The organism is Methylobacterium ajmalii (assembly GCF_036448855.1).
Classification (GTDB): domain Bacteria; phylum Pseudomonadota; class Alphaproteobacteria; order Rhizobiales; family Beijerinckiaceae; genus Methylobacterium; species Methylobacterium ajmalii.
The window spans coordinates 20,623-39,230 of the sequence record NZ_JAZFXT010000038.1 but is presented as its reverse complement, the minus strand read 5'-3'; the positions used below and the strand labels follow the sequence as shown (position 1 = coordinate 39,230).

Below are 18,608 nucleotides of genomic sequence, written 5' to 3'. Positions count from 1 at the left end.
GATGAGGGCCTGGGGGAGCTTGGCGTCGCCCTGGACGACGTTGATGAGGTCGTAGACGACCCGGCGCTCGGCGCCCATGATGAGGTCGAGGTTGCGCAGGCCGACATCGAAGTCGACCACGCAGACGCTCTGGCCGGTCTTGGCGAGCGCCGCCCCCAGGGCGGCCGTCGTGGTGGTCTTGCCCACCCCTCCCTTGCCGGATGTCACCACGATGACCTTGGCCATGGATCCCCCTTACCGATCGAATTGCGAAGTCGCGGCCGGCGCGGCCGCTGCGTGTGTTTTCTTTCGAGATCCCCCCGGCGGAGTTCCGGGACGGTGGACGACTAGTCGAGCGCCGCGGCCTTCATGGCGTCGCCTTCGAGCCAGACCTGCACGGCGCGGCCGCGCAAGGACGGCTCGATGTCGTCGGCGATGCGGTAGAGGCCGTCGATCGCGAGCAGTTCGGGCTCGAACTTGCGGCAGAAGATCCGGGCGCCGGGCGTGCCGGCCGCCCCCGCGATGGCGCGCCCGCGCAGCGCCCCGTAGATGTGGATCGAGCCGCCGGCGATCACCTCGGCGCCGGAGGCGACCGAGCCCATCACCGTCACGTCGCCCTCGGGGAAGAGGATCGCCTGGCCCGAGCGGACCGGGCTCTCCAGCATCAGCGACTTCGCGCCGGTCACGCGCTCGACGGGAGCGGCGGGCGGTGCCTCGCCGGGCATCGCCACCTCGCCCGAGGGCCGGCCGCCGTTCAGGGGCGGCGGCATCCCGGGGCCGAGCGACCCCGCCCCGGCGCCCTCGATTCCCATGATGGGGATCTCGCGCGCAGTGAGGGCGGTCACCAGATCCCGGAGCGCGTCCCGGCTCGGGGCCAGGGCGGTCACGTCGAGGATCACCGCGCGGCCGGCGAAGAACGCCGGAGAGCGCTTGGCGAGCGCGTCGAGGTCGGCGAGCCAATCCTCGATCGGCGCCTCGGGCGCGAGCACGACCGCCAGGAACGAGCGGCCGCGAAAGCGAATCGGTGGGCGGGTTTGGGTCTGGCTGGTCACGGGTTTACGACTCGTTACCAGCCCATCAGGCGCGCCGGATGGTTAGCGAATGGTTAACGCCGGTAACGAAGTGTTCACCTTTACGGTGAGGCGGCGGCGAGCGTGGCCTCGATGTGGCGCGCGAGCCCCGGATCGAGCCCGAGCCGCCGGGCGAGGTGGTCGAGATAGGCCCGCTCCTGGGGCGTGTCGACCCGGATCGCCATCAGGGAGGCGGTGTAGAGCTCGCTCGCCTGTTCCGGGCCGCGGGCGAGGCGCGCCACCGCCTCGACGTCGACCGGCGCGCGCAGGGCATCCATCAGGAACGCCTTGTCGTCGGCGTCGAGGGCATGACGGTCCATCTCGCCGAAAATCCGCTGCTGCTCGTCGGCGTCGATATGGCCGTCGGCCTTGGCGGCGGTGATCATCGCGATCAGGAGCGCGCGGGCCCGGTCCTGCTCGTCGGCCGCCGAGGCCGGGGCGAAGCGGGTCCCGCCGAGCATCCGGGCCGCCTCGTCGGCGGAGGGAATGAAGCCGGCCGCCCGCGGCGGCGCGGACCCGCGCTGGCCCTGGTTCGCCTGCCAGCTCTGGTAGGCCTGGTAGGCCAGCGTCGCGACGAGGGCGAGGCCGCCGACCCGGCCGGTGGAGCCCATGCCCGACCCCATGCCCGACCCCATGCCGGGTATCCCGAATCCGTTCCCGCCCCGTCCGCGCCGCCCGCCGAGCACGAGCGAGGCGAGCCCGCCGAGGATCGCCCCCTTGGCGCCCCCGCCGCCGAGGGACCGGGCGACCTGTTCGAGGGGGGAGGGGGCGTGCCCGGACTGGCCCTGCCCATAGGGTGCCTGGCCATGGGGCGCCTGGCCGGGATGGCCGCCGAAGGGGCCACCGGCAAAGGGACCACTGGAATGACCGCCCCTGGGCGCGCCGCCGAGGAACTGGTCGAGCAGGCGCTTGGCATCGAACATCGTGAGGGCCCTTCCGGTGAGAGCCGTCGATGTGGGGCCCGGCGGCGCCCACGCAAGGGCGCCGGCCTCACCCCGGCCGCCGCTCCATCCCCGCCCAGCGCCGCCGGGTGCTCCAGGCGTAGCGGGTGTCGCCCTCCAGGAGGTGCAGGTGGTCCTGCAGCCGGTTGCGCTCCAGCCAGGCGAGCGCCGATTCCAGCTCCTCGGCCGTCATGGCGGCGCGGCTCTTGTTGCCGAAGAGGCGCTTGAGCACCGCGTTGTAGCGGTGGGGCAGGGGAGCGCCGGGGGTCACGCGCAGCTCGGCCTCGTCCTCCACCGCCTGGGCGGTCACCATGGCGGCGACCCGGGCGCGCAGCGCCCGCTCGATCCGGGAGGGCGGCACGGGGGCCGTGTCGCCCTCCTTCGCCTCGGGGCGGGCGAGGGCGACGGAGGGGCCGGGCCGCAGCATGGCGTAGCGCAGGCCGAGCGCGTTGCTCTCCAGCGGCACGATGCCGTCGTCGGTCGGCGCCGGCGGCCGCGGCTCGGGCGAGCCGGCGCCGGCCGGGCGCTTGCGCGGGCGCGTCGCGGTCGCCTGCTCGGTCTCGATCCGGGCGCGGAACTGCGCGAAGAGCGGGTCGTCGGGGTGGAAGACCAGGGCGTGCTGGTCGGCGTAGTCGCCGGCATGGGGATCGACCCGGGTCGCCCGGGCGATCATCTGCTCGAGCCAGGGGCGCGAGCGGATGTGGGTCAGCGCCGCCACGACCGCGACCTCGGGGGCGTCGAGCCCCTCGTAGGCCATCGCCACCGTGACCAGCACGGCGGGCTCGGGGGTGAGCCGGAAGGCGGCGAGCGCCGCGTGGGCGTCGGCCTCGGCCGAGGTGGCGATGCGCACGTCGCGCCGCGCCTGCTCCTCCGGCATCCAGGCCTGGAGCATGGCGTGGTAGCTCTGCGCGCTCGCCTGGTCGGGCGCGACGACCAGGAGCTTGCCCAGGCCGCGCACGGCATCGGTGTTCCGAAGGCCGCGTCGGCGCCGCCGCTCGGCCCGCAGGCGGCGGGTGGCGAAGAAGGCCTCGCGCAGGAGATCGCGGGCGAACCCGGTGCGGAGCGCCGTGAACAGGGCCGGCCGGGTCGTCGCGCTCGGGCCCGACCCCGAGAGCCGGTGCGGGCCGACGCGGGCCTGGCCGGAGGTGCGCCCGCCCTCGAGCCAGCTCGCCTCGCCGTCGAGGGCGCCGAAATTGACCGGCAGCACGGCCTTCTCGGCGAGCGCCTCGGCCCGCGAATAGCCGATCACCGCCCAGCCCGGCGCGTCGATGTCCGGGCTCGGCGCGCCGTTCTCGGTGCGGTAGGGCAGCCACAGGATGCGGCGGCCGTCGGCCCGCTCCAGGGTGCCGGAGAGGAGGAGCCGCAGATGCGCGGCGCGAAACAGCGGCAGCAACGCCTGGCTCCAGGCCGCCGCCTCACTCCGTCCGGCCTCGCTCCCCGCCTCCCCCTCGGCCAGAGCCGGCAGGTGGTGGACCTCGTCGACGACGAGGAGGGTGCGGTGGCGGCGCATCTCGGCGAGGTGCAGAGCGGGGGCGGCGGCCACCGCCTGGTAGGTGGTGACGTAGCCGGCCAAGCCCCGGCTCGGATCGGGCGAGTTGTCGGCGGCCCGCACCGAGAGGTTGTGGTCGAGCGCCGCCCGCCAGGCCGGATCGGCGAAGGCCTCCTCCGCCTGGAGCCGCAGCGAATCCCGGGGCACGACCCAGACCACCCGCTCGACGATTCCCGCGGCGATCAGCCGGGCGGCGGCGATGACCGGGAGCAGCGACTTGCCGCCGCCGGGCGTCACCGCCGCCAGGATGTCGTGGATGCCGGACGCTTCGCCGCGGGCGAGCGAGGCCACGAGCTCGGACAGGCTGCGCTGGTGGCTGCGCAGGGGGCGGGACGGGGCGCTCACGGCGTCAGGGAATCACGAGCCATCGCCCGACCATGACGGAGCCGGCCGCGCTTGTGAATCCGGGGGACAACCGCGATTTTCGCGTTTCCCACACCACAAACCGGTTGCGCTACGGGCGCGGGTCAGCCGCGCCCGCGCTCCAGCATCCGCGACACCACCCGGGCGGTGAAATCGACCATCGGGACGATGCGGGCGTAGTTGAGCCGGGTCGGCCCGATGACGCCCACGACGCCCACGATGGTCTGGCTGCCGTCCCGGAACGGAGCGGCGATCATCGACGAGCCGGAGAGCGAGAACAGCTTGTTCTCCGAGCCGATGAAGATCCGTACGCCCTCGCCGCCCTCGGCGCGCGACAGGAGGTCGATGACGTCCTTCTGGCTCTCGAGATCGCTGAAGAGCAGGCGGATGCGCTCGAGGTCCTCGGCCGCCCGCAGGTCGTCGAGGAGGTTGGCCTGCCCGCGCACGATCAGCTGGCGCTCCTCGCTCGGTCCGACCGAGCGGGCCAATCCCGCATCGACCAGGCGCTCGGTGAGCTCGTCGAGCTCCTGCTTCATCGCCGCCCGGGCGGTCTCGATCTCGCCGCGCACCTCGCCGAGGGTGCGGCCGCGGATGCGGGCGTTGAGGAAGTTCGAGGCTTCCTGCAGCGCGCCCGCCGGCAGGCCCGCCGGCAGGTCGAGCAGGCGGTTCTCGACCGAGCCGTCGTCGGAGACCAGCACCACCAGGGCGCGGCCGGGATCGAGGCGCACGAACTCGATGTGGCGCAGGCGCGGGTTCTGCTTCGTCGTGACGACGACGCCCGCCCCGCGCGAGATGCCCGACAGCAGCACCGAGGCCTCGGTCAGCGCGCTCTCGAAGGTATGGTGGCGCGAGGCGGCGGCGCGCATCTGCGCCTCGATCCTTCCCTTCTCCTCCTGGCCGACATCGCCGAGCTCGAGCAGCGCGTCGACGAAGAAGCGCAGGCCGTGCTCGGTGGGGAGCCGCCCGGCGCTGGTATGGGGGGCGAAGATCAGCCCGGCCTGCTCGAGATCCGACATTACGTTGCGGATCGAGGCCGGCGAGAGCGCCATCGGCAGGATGCGGGCGAGGTTGCGCGACCCCACCGGCTCCCCCGTGGCGAGGTAGCTCTCGACGATCTGGCGAAAGATTTCCCGCGAGCGCTCGTTGAGCTCGGCCAGGGCACGGGCCTGCCCGGAACCGCCCGGCAGGGGTGGAAGGTCGCGCGTGTTCATCAACCCAACGGCAGCCAAACGACCCCTCACTGTGCGGCCCTGCCGCGCCGCACGCAAGCGGACGGGACGCCGCGCGGCGGAAACCCCTTCGGTGTTGCAGGATCCCTTGCGCGTCGCAGGATTCCTTGGGCGTCGCAGGAGTGCGGGGCGGGAGGGTGCCTGAACGGAAGCCGACTCGCGATCTCAGTCCGCGTTCAGTCCCGCGGCACCATTGTGTCCCTCGACGGCCGCACCGCGGTGCGGCGAGACGAACCGGAGGCGACGATGCTGACGATGCGCAACCCGATGCGGGCCGGCCGGCGGATGCTGGCGGCGGCGGCCATGGTGGCAGGCGGCCTCCTCGCGGGCGGTGCCGCTGAGGCGGCTCCCTTCGCGCCGGGGGCCGCCGGCGTGCCCGAGGGCGGGCCGGTCCAGGTCCAGTACGGCCATCACCACGGCTGGGGCGACCACCACGGCGGAGGCCGTCATCATCACCATCACCGGCGCCACCACGGCTGGGGACACCATCATCACCATCACGGCGGCTGGGGCCACCATCGCCCCCACCGGCACTGGGGTCACCACGGCGGGTGGGGCCATCACCACGACCGGCATCATCACCGGGGCTACGGTTACTACTGAGGGCCGGCTCGCCCTGAGTTGAAGACCTTATCCCCCCTCTCGCTCTCGGGATGAGGCCGGGAGGGGGGAGCGAAGAGCCGTCGAAAAGGTCGCTCGCGACTTCCACGGGCGCTCGCCGACGATCGGCTACGCCGCCCGCACCTGCTCCATGAAGCGCCCGACCTCGACGTCGAGCCGTTCGGCGTTCTCTTCGATCCGGCGCGACAAGGACGCGATGGAGCCCGAGGCGTTGGAGGAGACCTGGGCCGCGTCCTCGGTCGACAGGATCGCCTTCGAGCTCGCGATCGACTCGCTCGCGACGTTCGCCGCGCTTCCCGCGATCTCCGACACCGTGCTCTTCTGCTGCGAGATCGTCGCGGCGATCTCGTCGATGATGTGGGAGAGCTCGACGATCGTGTCCTTGACGCTGCCGAGGGCCTCGACCGTCGTGCCGGTCGCCGAATGGATCTGATGGATCTGCCGGGCGATCTCCTCGGTCGCGCGGCTCGTCTCGTCGGCGAGCGCCTTGACCTCGGCGGCGACCACGGCGAAGCCGCGTCCGGCCTCGCCCGCGCGGGCGGCCTCGATGGTCGCATTCAGGGCAAGAAGGTTGGTCTGGCCGGCGATCGTCCGGATCGCTCCGGCGACGGCATCGATCTGCTGCGTGGCATGGGCCAACGACGCCATCCGGTCGACGGCGCCGAGCGCCTGCTGGACCGCCCGGGACGAGATCGTCGTCGACGTGTTGGTCTTGTCGACGACCTCGGCGATCGAGGCATCCAGCTCCTCGGCGGCGCTGGCGACGGTGGAGACGCTGCTGGAGGCGCGCTCCGCCGCGGTGCTTGCCTGCGAGGCCTGCCGGGTGACGTACCGGGAGGCGACCTCCAGGTCGCGGGAGGCGCCGCCGAGCGTCTCGATGGCCGCCCGCACGTCGCCGAGGACGGTCTTGACCGAGGCGTCGAACGCCTGGATGGCGGCATCGACGGATTCGGTCCGGCGTCGGTCGCGGCCCAGGGCCTGCTCGCGGTCGCGGGTCAGCATCTCGCGCTCCAGGCCGCTGTTGCGGAACACCAGGAGCGTGCGGGCCATCGCGCCGATCTCGTCCTGCGCGTCGGTCAGCGGGATCTCGACGTCGGTCCGCCCTCCGGCGAGTCCGATCATCGCCTCCTGCAGGCGCGCCAGCGGGGTCGCGATCGAGCGGCCGACGAACACCGATATGCCGAGCCCGACCAGGAGCGAGGTGCAGATGACCGACATGATCAGCAGGAACGTCTGCGCCTGCGATTCGGCCAGCCGCTCCCTCGCGCTCACGGTGATCGCATTCGTCTTGTCCAGCAGCGAATCGATGATCGGCTTCACGAGCGCGAAACGGTCGTTGAGATGCTCGCCGGCGATCGTCGCGCGCTTCTCCGTCGTCCACCATTGCTGGAACGCGGCGGCGTAGGCCGTGCCGGCCTGCCTGATCGGCCGGCCTTCGTCTTCGTGAGCCGCCTCGTATCGTTTCAGCCAGCGCTCGAAGCGGGACAATTCGCCCTCGAAGTTGCCCTCCGCCGCATCGCTCGACGTGCCGCGCGAGGCCTCGACCTGCCGCATCATCCCGAGGGTTGCCGCCCACAGGCGGATCCCGATCGCGTCGTCCTCCAGGAACAGCGGCTTCACCAGGCTTTCCAGCTCGTCGGACGCAGCCTTGAGCTTGCCGTTGGTCCCCTCGTCGGCGGCGTATCCGATGGTTTGCAAGACCTGGTCGACGTCCTTGCCCTTCGTCGAGATGACGTCGATCTCGGCAATCAGCTTGTCGATATCGCCGGCGATGGTTTCATGGTCCGATAGGGCCTTCAATTCGAGCGCGCTGTCCTTCGCGCTGCGCAGCTGCGCTTCGAATGCGGCGGCGTGATTGCCGATGCGGCTGGACATCCACACGCGCGAGGTGACCTGCAATTCGCTGATCTGATTGCGGACCGATCCGGCGCGATCGGCCAACGACTGATATCTTTGCTGATCGGCGATGGAATCGCTGATGTCGTTCTTCGCGACGTAGGAAATCGCCGCGATGGCCGCGAATCCGAGGAACAGTACCAGATTGATGGCGGCGATGCGCGTGCGAACCGAAATCTTGCTCAATTTGCAGGCACGGACCATCGCAAAACTCCGATCAAACAGGCAATAGCCTATACTTGAAGAGAAATATTTAAAGCATCATGAAATTTCGAGATCGTGTTGGTCTATGTCCTGACGTAGCGAACATGTTGTTGTCGATGAAAATCCCGAGCTTGCCCGGACGGGGCGGGCGTCGCGGGTCCGGCTTCCGACCGCCGCAAGGCCCCCGGTCCCCTTGCCGCTCCCGGCGGCAGCGCCTAAGAGCGCGCGACCTCGCGATCCCGCGTCGCGCCGTCTCGCGCGCGACGCCCTGCACAGGAGTTGCCCATGCGCCCCTCGAAGCGCGCCCCCGACGAGCTGCGCAAGGTCACGCTGGAACGGGGCGTCTCGCGCTACGCCGAGGGCTCGTGCCTCGTGACCTTCGGTGAGACCAAGGTGCTGTGCACCGCCTCGCTGGAGGATCGCGGGCCGTCGTGGCTGCGCGGCTCCGGCAAGGGCTGGGTCACCGCCGAGTACAGCATGCTGCCGCGCGCCACCCACGACCGCAACCGGCGCGAGGTGAATTCCGGCAAGCCCTCCGGCCGTACCCAGGAGATCCAGCGCCTGATCGGCCGCTCGCTGCGCGCCGTCGTCAACCTGCCGGCGGTGGGCGAGCGCCAGATCGTGGTCGATTGCGACGTGCTCCAGGCCGACGGCGGCACCCGCACGGCGGCGATCACCGGCGCCTGGGTGGCGCTCCACGAGTGCTTCACCTGGATGCGCGGCCGCTCGATCATCTCGGTCGATCCGATGCGCGACCACGTCGCGGCGATCTCCTGCGGCATCCACAAGGGCACGCCGGTCCTCGACCTGGACTATGCCGAGGATTCCGGCGCCGAGACCGACGCCAACTTCGTCATCACGGGCAGCGGCGGCATTGTCGAGGTGCAGGGCACGGCGGAGGTGAAGCCGTTCTCCGAGGAGGAGTTCCTGAGCCTCCTGCGGCTCGCCAAGGCGGGCGTCGCCGAGCTGGTGGCGCTCCAGAAGCAGGCGATCGCCTGATGGGCCGCCTCCTCTCCGGGCGGGTCGTGATCGCGACCCACAATGCCGGCAAGCTGCGCGAGATGCGCGAGCTGCTGGCCCCCTTCGGCGTCGATGCGGTCTCGGCCGGCGAGCTGAACCTGCCCGAGCCGGACGAGACCGGCACGATGTTCTCCGAGAACGCCGCCATCAAGGCGCGGGCGGCGACGAACGCCACCGGGCTGCCGGCTTTCGCGGACGATTCGGGCTTGTGCGTGAACGCGCTCGACGGAGCGCCCGGGCTGTTCTCGGCCCGCTGGTCCGGCGGCTCGAAGGACTTTTCCGGCGCGATGGCGCGCATCGAGCGCGAGCTTTCGACCCGTGGCGCCACCGACCGGCGGGCCCATTTCGTTTCGGCCCTGGTCCTGACCTGGCCGGACGGGCACGAGGAGCTGTTCGAGGGCCGGGTCTTCGGCGAGCTGGTCTGGCCGCCGCGCGGCGACAAGGGGTTCGGCTACGACCCGATGTTCAAGCCCAACGATTCTCCGCTGACCTTCGGCGAACTCTCGTCGGAGGAGAAGCACGGCATCGACTGGGACGAGCGCGAGGCTCTGTCGCACCGCGCCCGCGCCTTCCTGGCGCTCGCCGCCGCCTGCCTGCGCCGGCCCGGCTGAAGACGAAAGAGGCGCCCGCTCCGACAGGAGGGGCGCCTCGAACGGTCCGGGCGGCGTGCGGCCGCCCTGTCCCGATGCCTACGCGACCGTCAGGCCGACATCGACGTTGCCGCGGGTGGCGTTCGAGTACGGGCACACCTGGTGGGCCTTCTCGACCAGCGTCTGGGCGGTCGCCTTGTCGAGGCCCGGCAGCGAGACGGTCAGGTCGGCGGTGATGCCGAAGCCGCCCTCCGAGCGCGGGCCGATGCCGACCTTGGCGGTCACGGTGGTGTCGGCCGGAACCGCGATCTTCTCCTGGCCGCCGACGAACTTCATCGCGCCGAGGAAGCAGGCGGCGTAGCCGGCCGCGAAGAGCTGCTCGGGGTTGTTGCCGGCGCCACCGCCGCCGCCGAGCTCCTTGGGGGTCGACAGCTTGACGTCGAGGCTGCCGTCCTGGGTCTGGGCGCGGCCGTCGCGGCCGCCGGTCGCGGTCGCCTGGGTGGTGTACTTCACGTCGACGGACATCGGACTTCTCCTGCTGTCGGGGCGGGCGGGGCTCCGGGAGCGGTTGCGATCCCGGGCGGTCCCGGATCCGCCATGACAGGGTCATAGCCCCCTTTCTCATTGTGCGCAATTTGATTTTTGCGCATCGGTAGGAATATGATGATAGGCAATCGCGAGCCTCCGGCTCGTTTCGGGCGGCCCACGGTCGGGTCCGGCCCGGGGGAGCGCCTTGAGGAGCGGGACATGTCCGACACCGATGCCGGCGACGACGGCGCCGCCGCGCTGCTTCTGTCCAGCCAGATCTGCTTTGCGGTCTATTCCGCCGCGCACGCCTTCAACCGGATCTACAAGCCCCTCCTCGACCGGCTCGGCCTGACCTACCCGCAATACCTGGTGCTGCTGCTGCTCTGGGAGCAGGACGGGCAGACGATGAAATCCCTGGGGCAGCGCCTCTATCTCGATTCCGGCACGCTCACGCCGCTGCTCAAGCGCCTGGAGGCGGCGGGCCTGGTGCACCGGGCCCGCGATTCGCAGGATGAGCGGCTGATGCGCATCAGCCTGACCGAGGCGGGCGCCGCGCTGCGCGAGCGGGCGATGCCGTTCCCCAACGAGATCGTCTGCGCCTCGGGCCAGCCTGCGGACCGGCTGATCGCCCTGCGCGACGAGATCCTGGCCCTGCGCGACAGCCTGCACGCCAGCGCGGCGCCGGATCGCGGCGCGGCCTGACGGCGGCCGCGCGCCCCTACAGCATCGGCAGGTGACGCGGCTTCGGCCCGCGCGGGAAGGCGGCGTCGATTCGGGCGAGTTCGGCCTCGCTCAAGGTCAGGCCGCCCCCGCCGGCATTCTCGGCCGCATGGGCCGGGCTCGAGGCCTTGGGGATCGCCAGCATCCCGGGCTCGCGGGTGAGGGCGGCGAGCGCCACCTGGCGGGGCGTCGCGCCGCGGCTCTCGGCGATCTCGGCCAGCACCCGGCCGCCCGGCGTCGCCGGCCCCGGAAAGCTGTCGTGCCCGAACGGGCTGTAGGCCACCACGGCGACGCCGTGCCGCCGGCACCAGGGCAGCACCGCGTGCTCGATGGCGCGCTCTTCCAGATGGTAGAGCACCTGGTTGCAGGCGATGCGGCCGGGCCCCGCCAGGCGCAACGCCTCGTCGAGGTCGTCGACGTCGAAGTTGCTGACGCCCCAGGACAGGATCTTGCCCGCCCGCACCAGGTCCTCGAAGGCCGCGAAGGTCTCCGCGAGGGGGTGCGGCCCGCGCCAGTGCAGAAGGTAGCAGTCGAGACGGTCGGTCCCCAGGCGCCGGAGCGAGCGCTCGCAGGCCTCGATCGTGCCCCGGCGCGAGGCGTTGCCGGGCAGGACCTTGGAGACCAGAAAGACCTCGTCGCGCCGGTCGCCGATCGCCTCGGCGATCAGCGGCTCGGCCTCGCCGTACATCTCGGCGGTGTCGACGTGGCTCATCGCGACGTCGAGCCCGCGGTTGAGCGCGGCGGCCGCCACGGTCGGCTCGCCCTCGTCGAGGTACCAGGTTCCCTGCCCGATCACCGGCACCGCGGGCCCGGTGCGTCCGAAGGGTTGGCGTCGCATCGCGCACTCCTGCGAGCCCTCGTCCTGGGCCGCGCGGACCCGGGAGGGCAAGGGCAGATCCCGGAGAATGCACGGTTTTCTGCGGGTCGTCGCGGCACCCGGGCGTTGACGGGCGCGCGACCGGACGGAAAAAGGTTTTCTTCCCCGGCGCGTTCTGCAAAAAGAACATTCCGGTTGACAGAAAGTCCGGTTCTGGGGTTCTGTGCCGGCCACCAGATGCCCTGCCGAAGGACCCCGATGACCGCTCCCGTCTCCCCGCCCGCCCGGACCCGCGCGCCGTGACGGCCCCCGTCCGCGTGCCGGTGCCGGCGGACCTGGGCGGCCGTCTCGATCCCCGCGACGCCCTCGTGCGCCTCGAAGGGGTGGGCAAGACCTACACCGCCCGCCGGGGCGCCGGCGCGGTCACGGCGCTCGAGGACATCGACCTCTCCGTGCCCCGCGGCCGGGTGCTCGGCGTCATCGGCCGCTCGGGCGCCGGCAAGTCGACGCTGATCCGCCTCGTCAACGGGCTGGAGCGGCCGAGCCGCGGCCGGGTGATCGTCGGCGAGGCCGAGATCTCGAGCCTGTCGGAATTCGCCCTGCGGCGGGAGCGCCGCGGGATCGGCATGATCTTCCAGCACTTCAACCTGCTCTCGGCCCGCACCGCCGCCGGCAACGTCGCGCTGCCCCTCGAGGTGGCGGGCTACGAGCGGAGCGCGATCCGCGCCCGGGTCGCCGAGCTCCTCGACCTCGTCGGGCTCGGGCCCCAGGCCGACCGCTACCCGGCGGAGCTGTCCGGCGGGCAGAAGCAGCGCGTCGGCATCGCGCGGGCGCTCGCCACCAACCCGAAGGTGCTGCTCTCCGACGAGGCGACCTCGGCCCTCGATCCCGAGACGACCCGCTCGATCCTCGACCTGCTCGGCCGGATCAATCGCGAGCTCGGCCTGACGATCCTGCTCATCACCCACGAGATGGCGGTGATCCGGTCGATCGCCCACGAGGTCGCGGTGCTGGACGGCGGCCGCATCGCCGAGAGCGGCGACGTGTTCGAGGTCTTCACCCGGCCGAGAGCCGCGATCACCCGTACCTTCCTCGACGAGGAGACCGGCCGCACCCTGCCGCCGGCCCTCGCCGCGCGCCTCACGCCCGGCCCGGCCCTGCCCGGAGCGGGCGAGGGCAAGCAGGCGGTCCTGCGCATCACCTTCCGGGGCCCGCACGCGACCGATCCGGTGCTGGCCCAGCTCACCCGCGACGTCGGCATCCCGGCCGGCATCCTGTCGGGCACGGTCGACGAGATCGCAGGCCGGCCGTTCGGCACCCTGGTGGTCGGGATCCCGCCCGACGCCGCCACGGTGACCCGGGCGACCGAGTTCCTCGCCGCCCGCGGCCTCGACGTCGAGCTCCTCGGCACCCTCGACCTCGCCGGTTGGCAACGGACCGCCGTGCCCGGCGCACCGGACTCCTCGCATGTCGCCTGAACTGATCCGCCTCCTCGTCCAGGCCACCCTCGACACGCTGCAGATGGTGGCGGTCGCGGCCTCGCTGGGCACGCTGGTCGGCCTGCCGCTCGGCGTGTTCCTCGCCACCAGCGGGCGGGGCGAGCTTCTCGCCGCGCCCTGGGCCAACCGGGTGCTCGGCCTCGTCGTCAACGCCACCCGCTCGACGCCGTTCATCATCCTGGTGGTGGCGATCATCCCGTTCACCCGGCTGATCGCCGGCACCTCGATCGGCACCAGCGCCGCCACCGTGCCGCTCACCGTCGCGGCGATCCCCTTCATCGCCCGCCTCGTCGAGGGCGCGGTGCGGGAGGTCGATGGCGGCCTCGTCGAGGCGGCCCGGGCCTTCGGCGCGAGTCCGCTCCAGATCGTCCTCAAGGTCCTGATCCCCGAGGCCCTGCCCGGCATCGTGCTCGGCCTCACCCTGGCGGTGGTGTCGCTGATCGGCTTCTCGGCGATGGTCGGCGCCGTCGGCGGCGGGGGCCTGGGCGACCTCGGCATCCGCTACGGCTACCAGCGCTTCATGCCCGAGATGATGCTCGCCGTCGTGGTGGTGCTGATCGTCCTGGTGCAGCTGGTCCAGACCCTCGGCGACCGGCTGGCGCGGCGCATGAACAAGCGCCTGCGCCACGGCTGACCCCCTTTCCCCGTCTCAAGAATCTTCTCGGAGCGTGATCCCGATGCTGCGTACCCTCACCCTGGCGGTGCTCCTCACCGCCGTCAGCCTGCCCGCCCTCGCGCAGGGCCAGCGCGTGCGCGTCGGCGTCACGCCGGGCCCGCACGCCCAGATCCTCGAGGCGGTCAAGCCGATCGCCGCCAAGAAGGGCCTCGACCTCCAGGTCGTCGAGTTTTCGGACTACGTCGTGCCGAACGAGGCGCTGTCGTCGGGCGAGCTCGAGGCCAACTCGTTCCAGCACCAGCCCTATCTCGACAACCAGAAGGCCGATCGCGGCTACAAGATCGAGAGCGTCGCCCAGACGGTGAACTTCCCGATGGGCGTCTACTCGAAGCGCCACAAGAGCTTCGACGCGGTGCCGGCCGGCGGCACGGTGGCGATCCCCAACGACCCGACCAACGGCGGCCGCGCCCTGCTGCTCCTGCAGGACAAGGGGCTGATCAAGCTGAAGCCGGGCGTCGGCTTCAAGCCGAGCGTCGCCGACATCACCGAGAACACGAAGCGCCTGCGCATCGTCGAGGTCGATGCGGCCCAGACCCCGCGCTCGCTCGACGACGTCGACGCGGCGGCGGTCAACACCAACTACGCCACCGCGGCCGGCCTCAAGCCCGGCGATGCGATCCTGAAGGAGGAGCCCAAGGGCCCCTACGTCAACGTGATCGCGGTGCGCAGCACCGACAAGGACAAGCCCTGGGTCGCGACCCTGGTCGAGTCCTACCGCTCGCCGGAGGTGAAAGCCTTCATCGAGAGCAAGTTCGGCGGCGCGGTGCTCACCAGCTGGTGAGCCGCGCGGGCGCCGCCGACGGGGGAGGGGCGGGGCCCGCTCCTCCAACGGCCGTGCCGACCTCCGTTCCGGGCCGCCGTCCACAGGAAGCGTGCGGAATCAAGCGGAGCCATGAAACCAAACGCGGCCGTGTGCGTCTTCTCATCACGGCCCGGCGTGACGGGCTGAACTACCCGAGGTGCCCGATGAACATCCTCAAGTCCTGCCTGGTCGCGGCAGTCCTCACCGTCGCCGCCGCTCCGGCCTTCGCCCAGGGCGGCTCGCCCTACAACAATTCCGGCTCGCAGGCCGGCGGCCCGCTCGGCGGCGCGCAGCGCGAGATGGGTGCTCCCGGCGGCGCCCCGTCCGTCGGCATGGCCCCGCGCCAGTCGGTGCGCCCGATGATGCGCCACAAGCGCATGATGAAGCACCGCCGCATGCACCGCCACCACCACCACCGTTGATCCGTCCGTCGCGACGCGATCCAGACCTGTTTCGGCGCGCTCGCCCGGCGGTTGATCCCGCCCGGCGGGCGCGCTCCGTTTCAAGCCTCGTTCAGCAGTGGCACCGGAACGCGGGCAAAGCCCCGGCGGGGTCAGAATCCCCCGGTGCGCCAGAGGGCGAGGGCCGCCGCGACGAGGCCGACGAGCCAGGCGCCCGCGACGAGGGCGAGGTTGCGTCGACGCCCCGGGGCGGGCCGGTTGTCGTTGGCGGGGCGGCGCAGGCGCGTGGCCGCGGCGAAGCCGTGGGTGGCTGCCGCGATCGTGGCCGGGCGGGCCGGGGCGGTCTTGCGCAGGCTCGTCATGTGCAGATCTTGATGAGCGAATCGGGCTCCGTCACCCTGGATAGCACGCCACGGCGCCGAAGGTGAGCCGACCGAACGACGCAAGATCTTACCGGCTCGACGGGGACGCGCGGGAAGCCGGGTTGCGCGCCGGCGTCACGACTCCGCCGGCGCCTCGCGGTGCGGCCGCAGTTCCGGGGCGCCGAGTTCGGGCTCGGCCTCGGCGACCGGCTCGGCGCGGCTCTCGGCCCGGCTGGTATCGATGAACAGCCGCGCCTCGCCCTCGCCGAGCCCGAGGCTGCGCAGGGCGTAGAGCGCCATGCCGAAGCCGACCTCGCGCTCGGCCATCAGCACCAGGCCGACCTTCTCCTCCTCGAGGTTGCGCCGCTCGGTGTCGCTGTGGGTGCGCACCACCGTGTCGATGCCCGGATTGGCCTCGCGGGCGATCTCGATCAGGCGGCGGGCCTGGTGCGAATCCGGGCTCGCCACGACGAGGAGGCGCGCCCGCCCGATATCGGCGGCGTCGAGGATGCCGGGGGCCCCGGCATCGCCGAACACCGCCGCGATGCCGGCGGAGCGCAGCTCCTCGACCCGGCGCCGGTCGCGCTCGACCACGACGAAGGGCAGCTCCCAGGCCGCCAGCGCCTTGCCGATCGCGCCGCCGACCCGGCCGTAGCCGACCACCACCGCGTGCCCCTCCCGGCCCTTGGCGTGGGCCGAGACCGCGATCTGCTCGCCGCCGCGCTCGAACCGGGCGGCGAGGCCCGGGCGCGCCTCGACGAAGCCGGCGAGGCGGCTGAGCGCGCCGAAGATCAGCGGATTGAGGGTGATGGAGAGGAGCGAGCCGGCCAGGATCAGGTCGCGCCCTTCCGGCGGCAGGAGCTTCAGGCCGATGCCGAGGCTCGCCAGGATGAACGAGAACTCGCCGATCTGGGCGAGGCTCGCCGCGATGGTCAGCGCCGTGGACAAAGGGTGGCGGAAGGCCAGCACGATCGCCACCGCGGCGAGCGACTTGCCGACCAGGATGATCGCCAGGGTGGCGAGCACGGCGAGCGGCTCGCGCAGGAGGATCGTCGGGTCGAACAGCATGCCGACCGAGACGAAGAACAGGACCGCGAAGGCGTCCTGCAGCGGCAGCGAGTCGGCGGCCGCCTGGTGGCTGAGGTCGGATTCGGCGAGCACCATGCCGGCGAAGAAGGCGCCGAGCGCGAAGGAGACGCCGAACAGCTCGGCCGACCCGAAGGCGATGCCGAGGGCCAGCGCCAGCACCGCCAGTGTGAACAATTCGCGCGAGCCGGTGCGGGCGGCCTGGTCGAGGATCCACGGCACCACCCGGCGCCCGCCCGCCAGCATCACCACCGCGAAGGCCGTCACCTTGGCGAAGGTAAGCCCGAGGGTGAGCCAGATGTTGCCGTCGCCGGCGATGCCGTGCGCCGCCCCGGCGCTCTCGTCGCCGAGCGGGCCGGCGAGCGCCGGCAGCAGCACCAAGGCCAGCACCATCGCCAGGTCCTCGACGATGAGCCAGCCGACCGCGATGCGCCCCTTGTCGGAATCGAGGAGCCCGCGCTCCTCCAGCGCCCGCAGCAGCACCACCGTCGAGGCGACCGACAGGGCGAGGCCGAAGACGAGGCCGGCGCCCAGCCCCCAGCCCCAGGCGAAGCTCAAGGCCAGCCCCATCACGGTCGCGACCGCGATCTGCACCACGGCGCCGGGCAGCGCGATGGCGCGCACCGACATCAGGTCGCCGATCGAGAAGTGCAGGCCGACGCCGAACATCAGCAGGATCACGCCGATCTCGGCGAGCTGCCCGGCCAGCTCCGCGTTGCCGACGAAGCCCGGCGTGTGCGGGCCGACCGCGACGCCGGCGAGCAGGTATCCGACCAGGGGCGGCAGCTTCAGACGCTGCGCGAGCATGCCGCCGACGAACGCGAAGACGAGCCCGAGGGCGATGATGGCGATCAGCTCGGAGGCGTGCGGCACGGTCGGGAAGGCTCCTCGGGGCAGGGCGCCGCGAGGGCGCGGCATTCCATGTCCCGAAGTCTAGCAGCCTTTGCGGGTTCCCGCGGTGCTGCACCGCACGAAAAACCGGCCGCTCTCCCCGCAATTCCCGGACGGGCGGCGCCGTCCGCCCGAGGCTCCCGCGCAAGACCTCCCGCGAGACCCGGCCGGCGCCCGGCTCTAGCGCCCGACGGGGCGACGGGCGGCGGCGGTGCGGGGCAGCCGCGGCAGGCTCGCGCGCAGGCTGACGCCCGGCCGGGCGGCGAGCACGATGACGATCGCCCCGAGGGTGGCGGAGGTCATCACGAGAAGCTCGGTCGTGAACATGCGGCAGCCTTGGCGGTGATGCGGGACGCCGCGGCGCGGCAGTCGAAATCGCGGCAATCGAAGTCGCAGGCATCGAGACAGCCGGCCTCGGCATCGCGGGAATCGAGATCGCGACGGTCGAATTCGGCGGTGTTCGGTCCGGGCGGGTTGCCGCCCGGCGTCGCTGCTCTAGCTCGCCGCAGGAGCGGCCGGCCATGTGACATCCCGCCGTGAGGCAGCATGTCCGTCCCGGCCGCCCACGATTCCGACGCAATGGGCCGGCCTCTGGCATCCGGCCGCGCGATGCGGCATCAGCGACGGATCACGGTATGGGCGGACCGCGCCGCCAGACGAGGGTGTACAAGATGAAGAAGGTCCTGACCGGGGCGCTCGTGGCCCTCGGCCTGTCCTCGGCGGGGGCGCTCGCCTCCCCCAAAGACCCGAGCGGGACTTGGCTGACCGAGGACGGTCGCGCCCGCATCCGGATCGAGAAGTGCCCGAGCCGCACCGACCGGATCTGCGGCTACGCCGTCTGGCTCAAGACTCCCAACGACGACAAGGGCCAGCCGCGGGTCGATTTCAAGAACGTCGACGCCAAGAAGCGCGGCCGGCCGGCCCTCGGCCACCAGCTCATCATGGGCCTCAAGCCCAACGCGGATAACCGCTACGAGGGCCAGATCTACAACGCCGACGACGGCAAGCTCTACGACGTCACGATCTGGACCGAGGAGGCCGGCGAGCTCAACGTCCGCGGCTGCCTGATGGGCTTCCTGTGCGGCTCGCAGACCTGGACCCGCGCCAACGACACCGCGGCGGGGCAGCTCACCGCCGCGACCGGCGCGCCGAACGGCCCGCGGCCCGATCCCGAATGGGCCGCGGCTCCGAAGGCCGCCGGTCCTGCCCCGGCGGCCGGCAAGCCCGCGACCCCGGCCTCCGCGCCGAAGCCCTGACCGCGCGGCGCGCGCCCGCGCGTCGCTTCCCCCGCCGCCGCAAGGCGGCCCGAGGGCACCCGCCGGAAGCGGCGGGTGCCCTTTTTTCATGCCGACGGCCGGCTGCCC

The 18,608-nt window shown here is 72.1% G+C and carries 20 protein-coding genes; 9 read left to right on the top strand and 11 right to left on the bottom strand.

Annotated elements, in window-relative coordinates:
• From V3T34_RS16835 to hrcA, 5 genes are all read right to left on the bottom strand, one after another.
• On the bottom strand, positions 1-225 hold a 225-nt coding region (locus V3T34_RS16835; protein ID WP_305079189.1), incomplete at its 3' end, for a nucleotide-binding protein.
• A 101-nt stretch (positions 226-326) separates the two neighbouring features.
• Positions 327-1,031: a septum site-determining protein MinC gene (minC, locus tag V3T34_RS16830; RefSeq protein WP_305079190.1), complete on the bottom strand. Its 705-nt coding sequence runs from the start codon at positions 1,029-1,031 to the stop codon at positions 327-329.
• Positions 1,032-1,111: 80 nt separating this feature from the next.
• Positions 1,112-1,972 (bottom strand): tellurite resistance TerB family protein, encoded by an 861-nt coding sequence (locus V3T34_RS16825; RefSeq protein WP_331369244.1) that lies wholly within the window; start codon positions 1,970-1,972, stop codon positions 1,112-1,114.
• Positions 1,973-2,039: 67 nt separating this feature from the next.
• Complete coding sequence (locus tag V3T34_RS16820) at positions 2,040-3,884, bottom strand: DEAD/DEAH box helicase (RefSeq protein ID WP_082742539.1); 1,845 nt, start codon at positions 3,882-3,884, stop codon at positions 2,040-2,042.
• 122 nt (positions 3,885-4,006) lie between these two features.
• Complete coding sequence (gene hrcA / locus V3T34_RS16815; RefSeq protein ID WP_091890700.1) at positions 4,007-5,113, bottom strand: heat-inducible transcriptional repressor HrcA; 1,107 nt, start codon at positions 5,111-5,113, stop codon at positions 4,007-4,009.
• Positions 5,114-5,377: 264 nt separating this feature from the next.
• On the opposite strand from hrcA, the gene V3T34_RS16810 reads away from it, so the two are divergent.
• Entirely contained in the window at positions 5,378-5,734 is a 357-nt protein-coding gene (locus V3T34_RS16810) for a hypothetical protein (protein ID WP_305079192.1), read from the top strand.
• 126 nt (positions 5,735-5,860) lie between these two features.
• On the opposite strand, the gene V3T34_RS16805 is transcribed toward V3T34_RS16810, so the two are convergent.
• Positions 5,861-7,852 carry a methyl-accepting chemotaxis protein gene (locus tag V3T34_RS16805; protein WP_331369243.1) on the bottom strand — a complete coding sequence of 664 codons (1,992 nt, stop codon included), beginning with the start codon at positions 7,850-7,852 and terminating at the stop codon, positions 5,861-5,863.
• A 285-nt stretch (positions 7,853-8,137) separates the two neighbouring features.
• Here V3T34_RS16805 and rph point away from each other — a divergent pair, with 285 nt between their 5' ends.
• Together rph and rdgB are read left to right on the top strand one after the other, a co-directional pair.
• Complete coding sequence (gene rph, locus V3T34_RS16800) at positions 8,138-8,851, top strand: ribonuclease PH (RefSeq protein ID WP_060847395.1); 714 nt, start codon at positions 8,138-8,140, stop codon at positions 8,849-8,851.
• Positions 8,851-9,483, top strand: a complete 633-nt coding sequence (rdgB, locus tag V3T34_RS16795) for an RdgB/HAM1 family non-canonical purine NTP pyrophosphatase (RefSeq protein ID WP_305079194.1) — start codon at positions 8,851-8,853, stop codon at positions 9,481-9,483. Before rph ends, rdgB begins: the two co-directional genes overlap by 1 nt.
• A gap of 78 nt (positions 9,484-9,561) precedes the next feature.
• On the opposite strand, the gene V3T34_RS16790 is transcribed toward rdgB, so the two are convergent.
• The gene (locus V3T34_RS16790; protein WP_060847397.1) at positions 9,562-9,987 is read right to left on the bottom strand and encodes an organic hydroperoxide resistance protein; all 426 of its coding nucleotides are present in this window, start codon (positions 9,985-9,987) and stop codon (positions 9,562-9,564) included.
• Between the two features lie 222 nt (positions 9,988-10,209).
• Between V3T34_RS16790 and V3T34_RS16785 the strand changes: the two genes are divergently transcribed.
• A complete protein-coding gene (locus V3T34_RS16785) occupies positions 10,210-10,692 on the top strand; it encodes a MarR family winged helix-turn-helix transcriptional regulator (protein ID WP_060847398.1) in 483 nt (160 codons plus the stop codon).
• Between the two features lie 16 nt (positions 10,693-10,708).
• Here V3T34_RS16785 and V3T34_RS16780 read toward each other — a convergent pair whose 3' ends face one another.
• The gene (locus V3T34_RS16780; RefSeq protein ID WP_305079195.1) at positions 10,709-11,548 is read right to left on the bottom strand and encodes an aldo/keto reductase; all 840 of its coding nucleotides are present in this window, start codon (positions 11,546-11,548) and stop codon (positions 10,709-10,711) included.
• Positions 11,549-11,826: 278 nt separating this feature from the next.
• Here V3T34_RS16780 and V3T34_RS16775 point away from each other — a divergent pair, with 278 nt between their 5' ends.
• The 4 genes from V3T34_RS16775 (at position 11,827) to V3T34_RS16760 (ending at position 14,926) form a co-directional block, all read left to right on the top strand.
• Positions 11,827-13,005 carry a methionine ABC transporter ATP-binding protein gene (locus V3T34_RS16775; RefSeq protein WP_305079196.1) on the top strand — a complete coding sequence of 393 codons (1,179 nt, stop codon included), beginning with the start codon at positions 11,827-11,829 and terminating at the stop codon, positions 13,003-13,005.
• A complete protein-coding gene (locus V3T34_RS16770; RefSeq protein ID WP_305079197.1) occupies positions 12,995-13,660 on the top strand; it encodes a methionine ABC transporter permease in 666 nt (221 codons plus the stop codon). Before V3T34_RS16775 ends, V3T34_RS16770 begins: the two co-directional genes overlap by 11 nt.
• A gap of 43 nt (positions 13,661-13,703) precedes the next feature.
• Positions 13,704-14,483, top strand: a complete 780-nt coding sequence (locus V3T34_RS16765; RefSeq protein WP_060847402.1) for a MetQ/NlpA family ABC transporter substrate-binding protein — start codon at positions 13,704-13,706, stop codon at positions 14,481-14,483.
• A gap of 185 nt (positions 14,484-14,668) precedes the next feature.
• On the top strand, positions 14,669-14,926 hold the full coding sequence (locus V3T34_RS16760; RefSeq protein WP_060847403.1) for a hypothetical protein: 258 nt from the start codon (positions 14,669-14,671) through the stop codon (positions 14,924-14,926).
• 131 nt (positions 14,927-15,057) lie between these two features.
• Here V3T34_RS16760 and V3T34_RS16755 read toward each other — a convergent pair whose 3' ends face one another.
• The 3 genes from V3T34_RS16755 to V3T34_RS16745 form a co-directional block, all read right to left on the bottom strand.
• On the bottom strand, positions 15,058-15,267 hold the full coding sequence (locus V3T34_RS16755; protein WP_060847404.1) for a hypothetical protein: 210 nt from the start codon (positions 15,265-15,267) through the stop codon (positions 15,058-15,060).
• A 135-nt stretch (positions 15,268-15,402) separates the two neighbouring features.
• The gene (locus tag V3T34_RS16750) at positions 15,403-17,226 is read right to left on the bottom strand and encodes a cation:proton antiporter domain-containing protein (RefSeq protein WP_305079208.1); all 1,824 of its coding nucleotides are present in this window, start codon (positions 17,224-17,226) and stop codon (positions 15,403-15,405) included.
• Between the two features lie 198 nt (positions 17,227-17,424).
• Positions 17,425-17,571 (bottom strand): hypothetical protein, encoded by a 147-nt coding sequence (locus tag V3T34_RS16745; protein WP_175540078.1) that lies wholly within the window; start codon positions 17,569-17,571, stop codon positions 17,425-17,427.
• Between the two features lie 344 nt (positions 17,572-17,915).
• On the opposite strand from V3T34_RS16745, the gene V3T34_RS16740 reads away from it, so the two are divergent.
• Entirely contained in the window at positions 17,916-18,500 is a 585-nt protein-coding gene (locus V3T34_RS16740) for a DUF2147 domain-containing protein (protein WP_305079198.1), read from the top strand.
• The last annotated feature ends 108 nt before the right edge of the window (positions 18,501-18,608 follow it).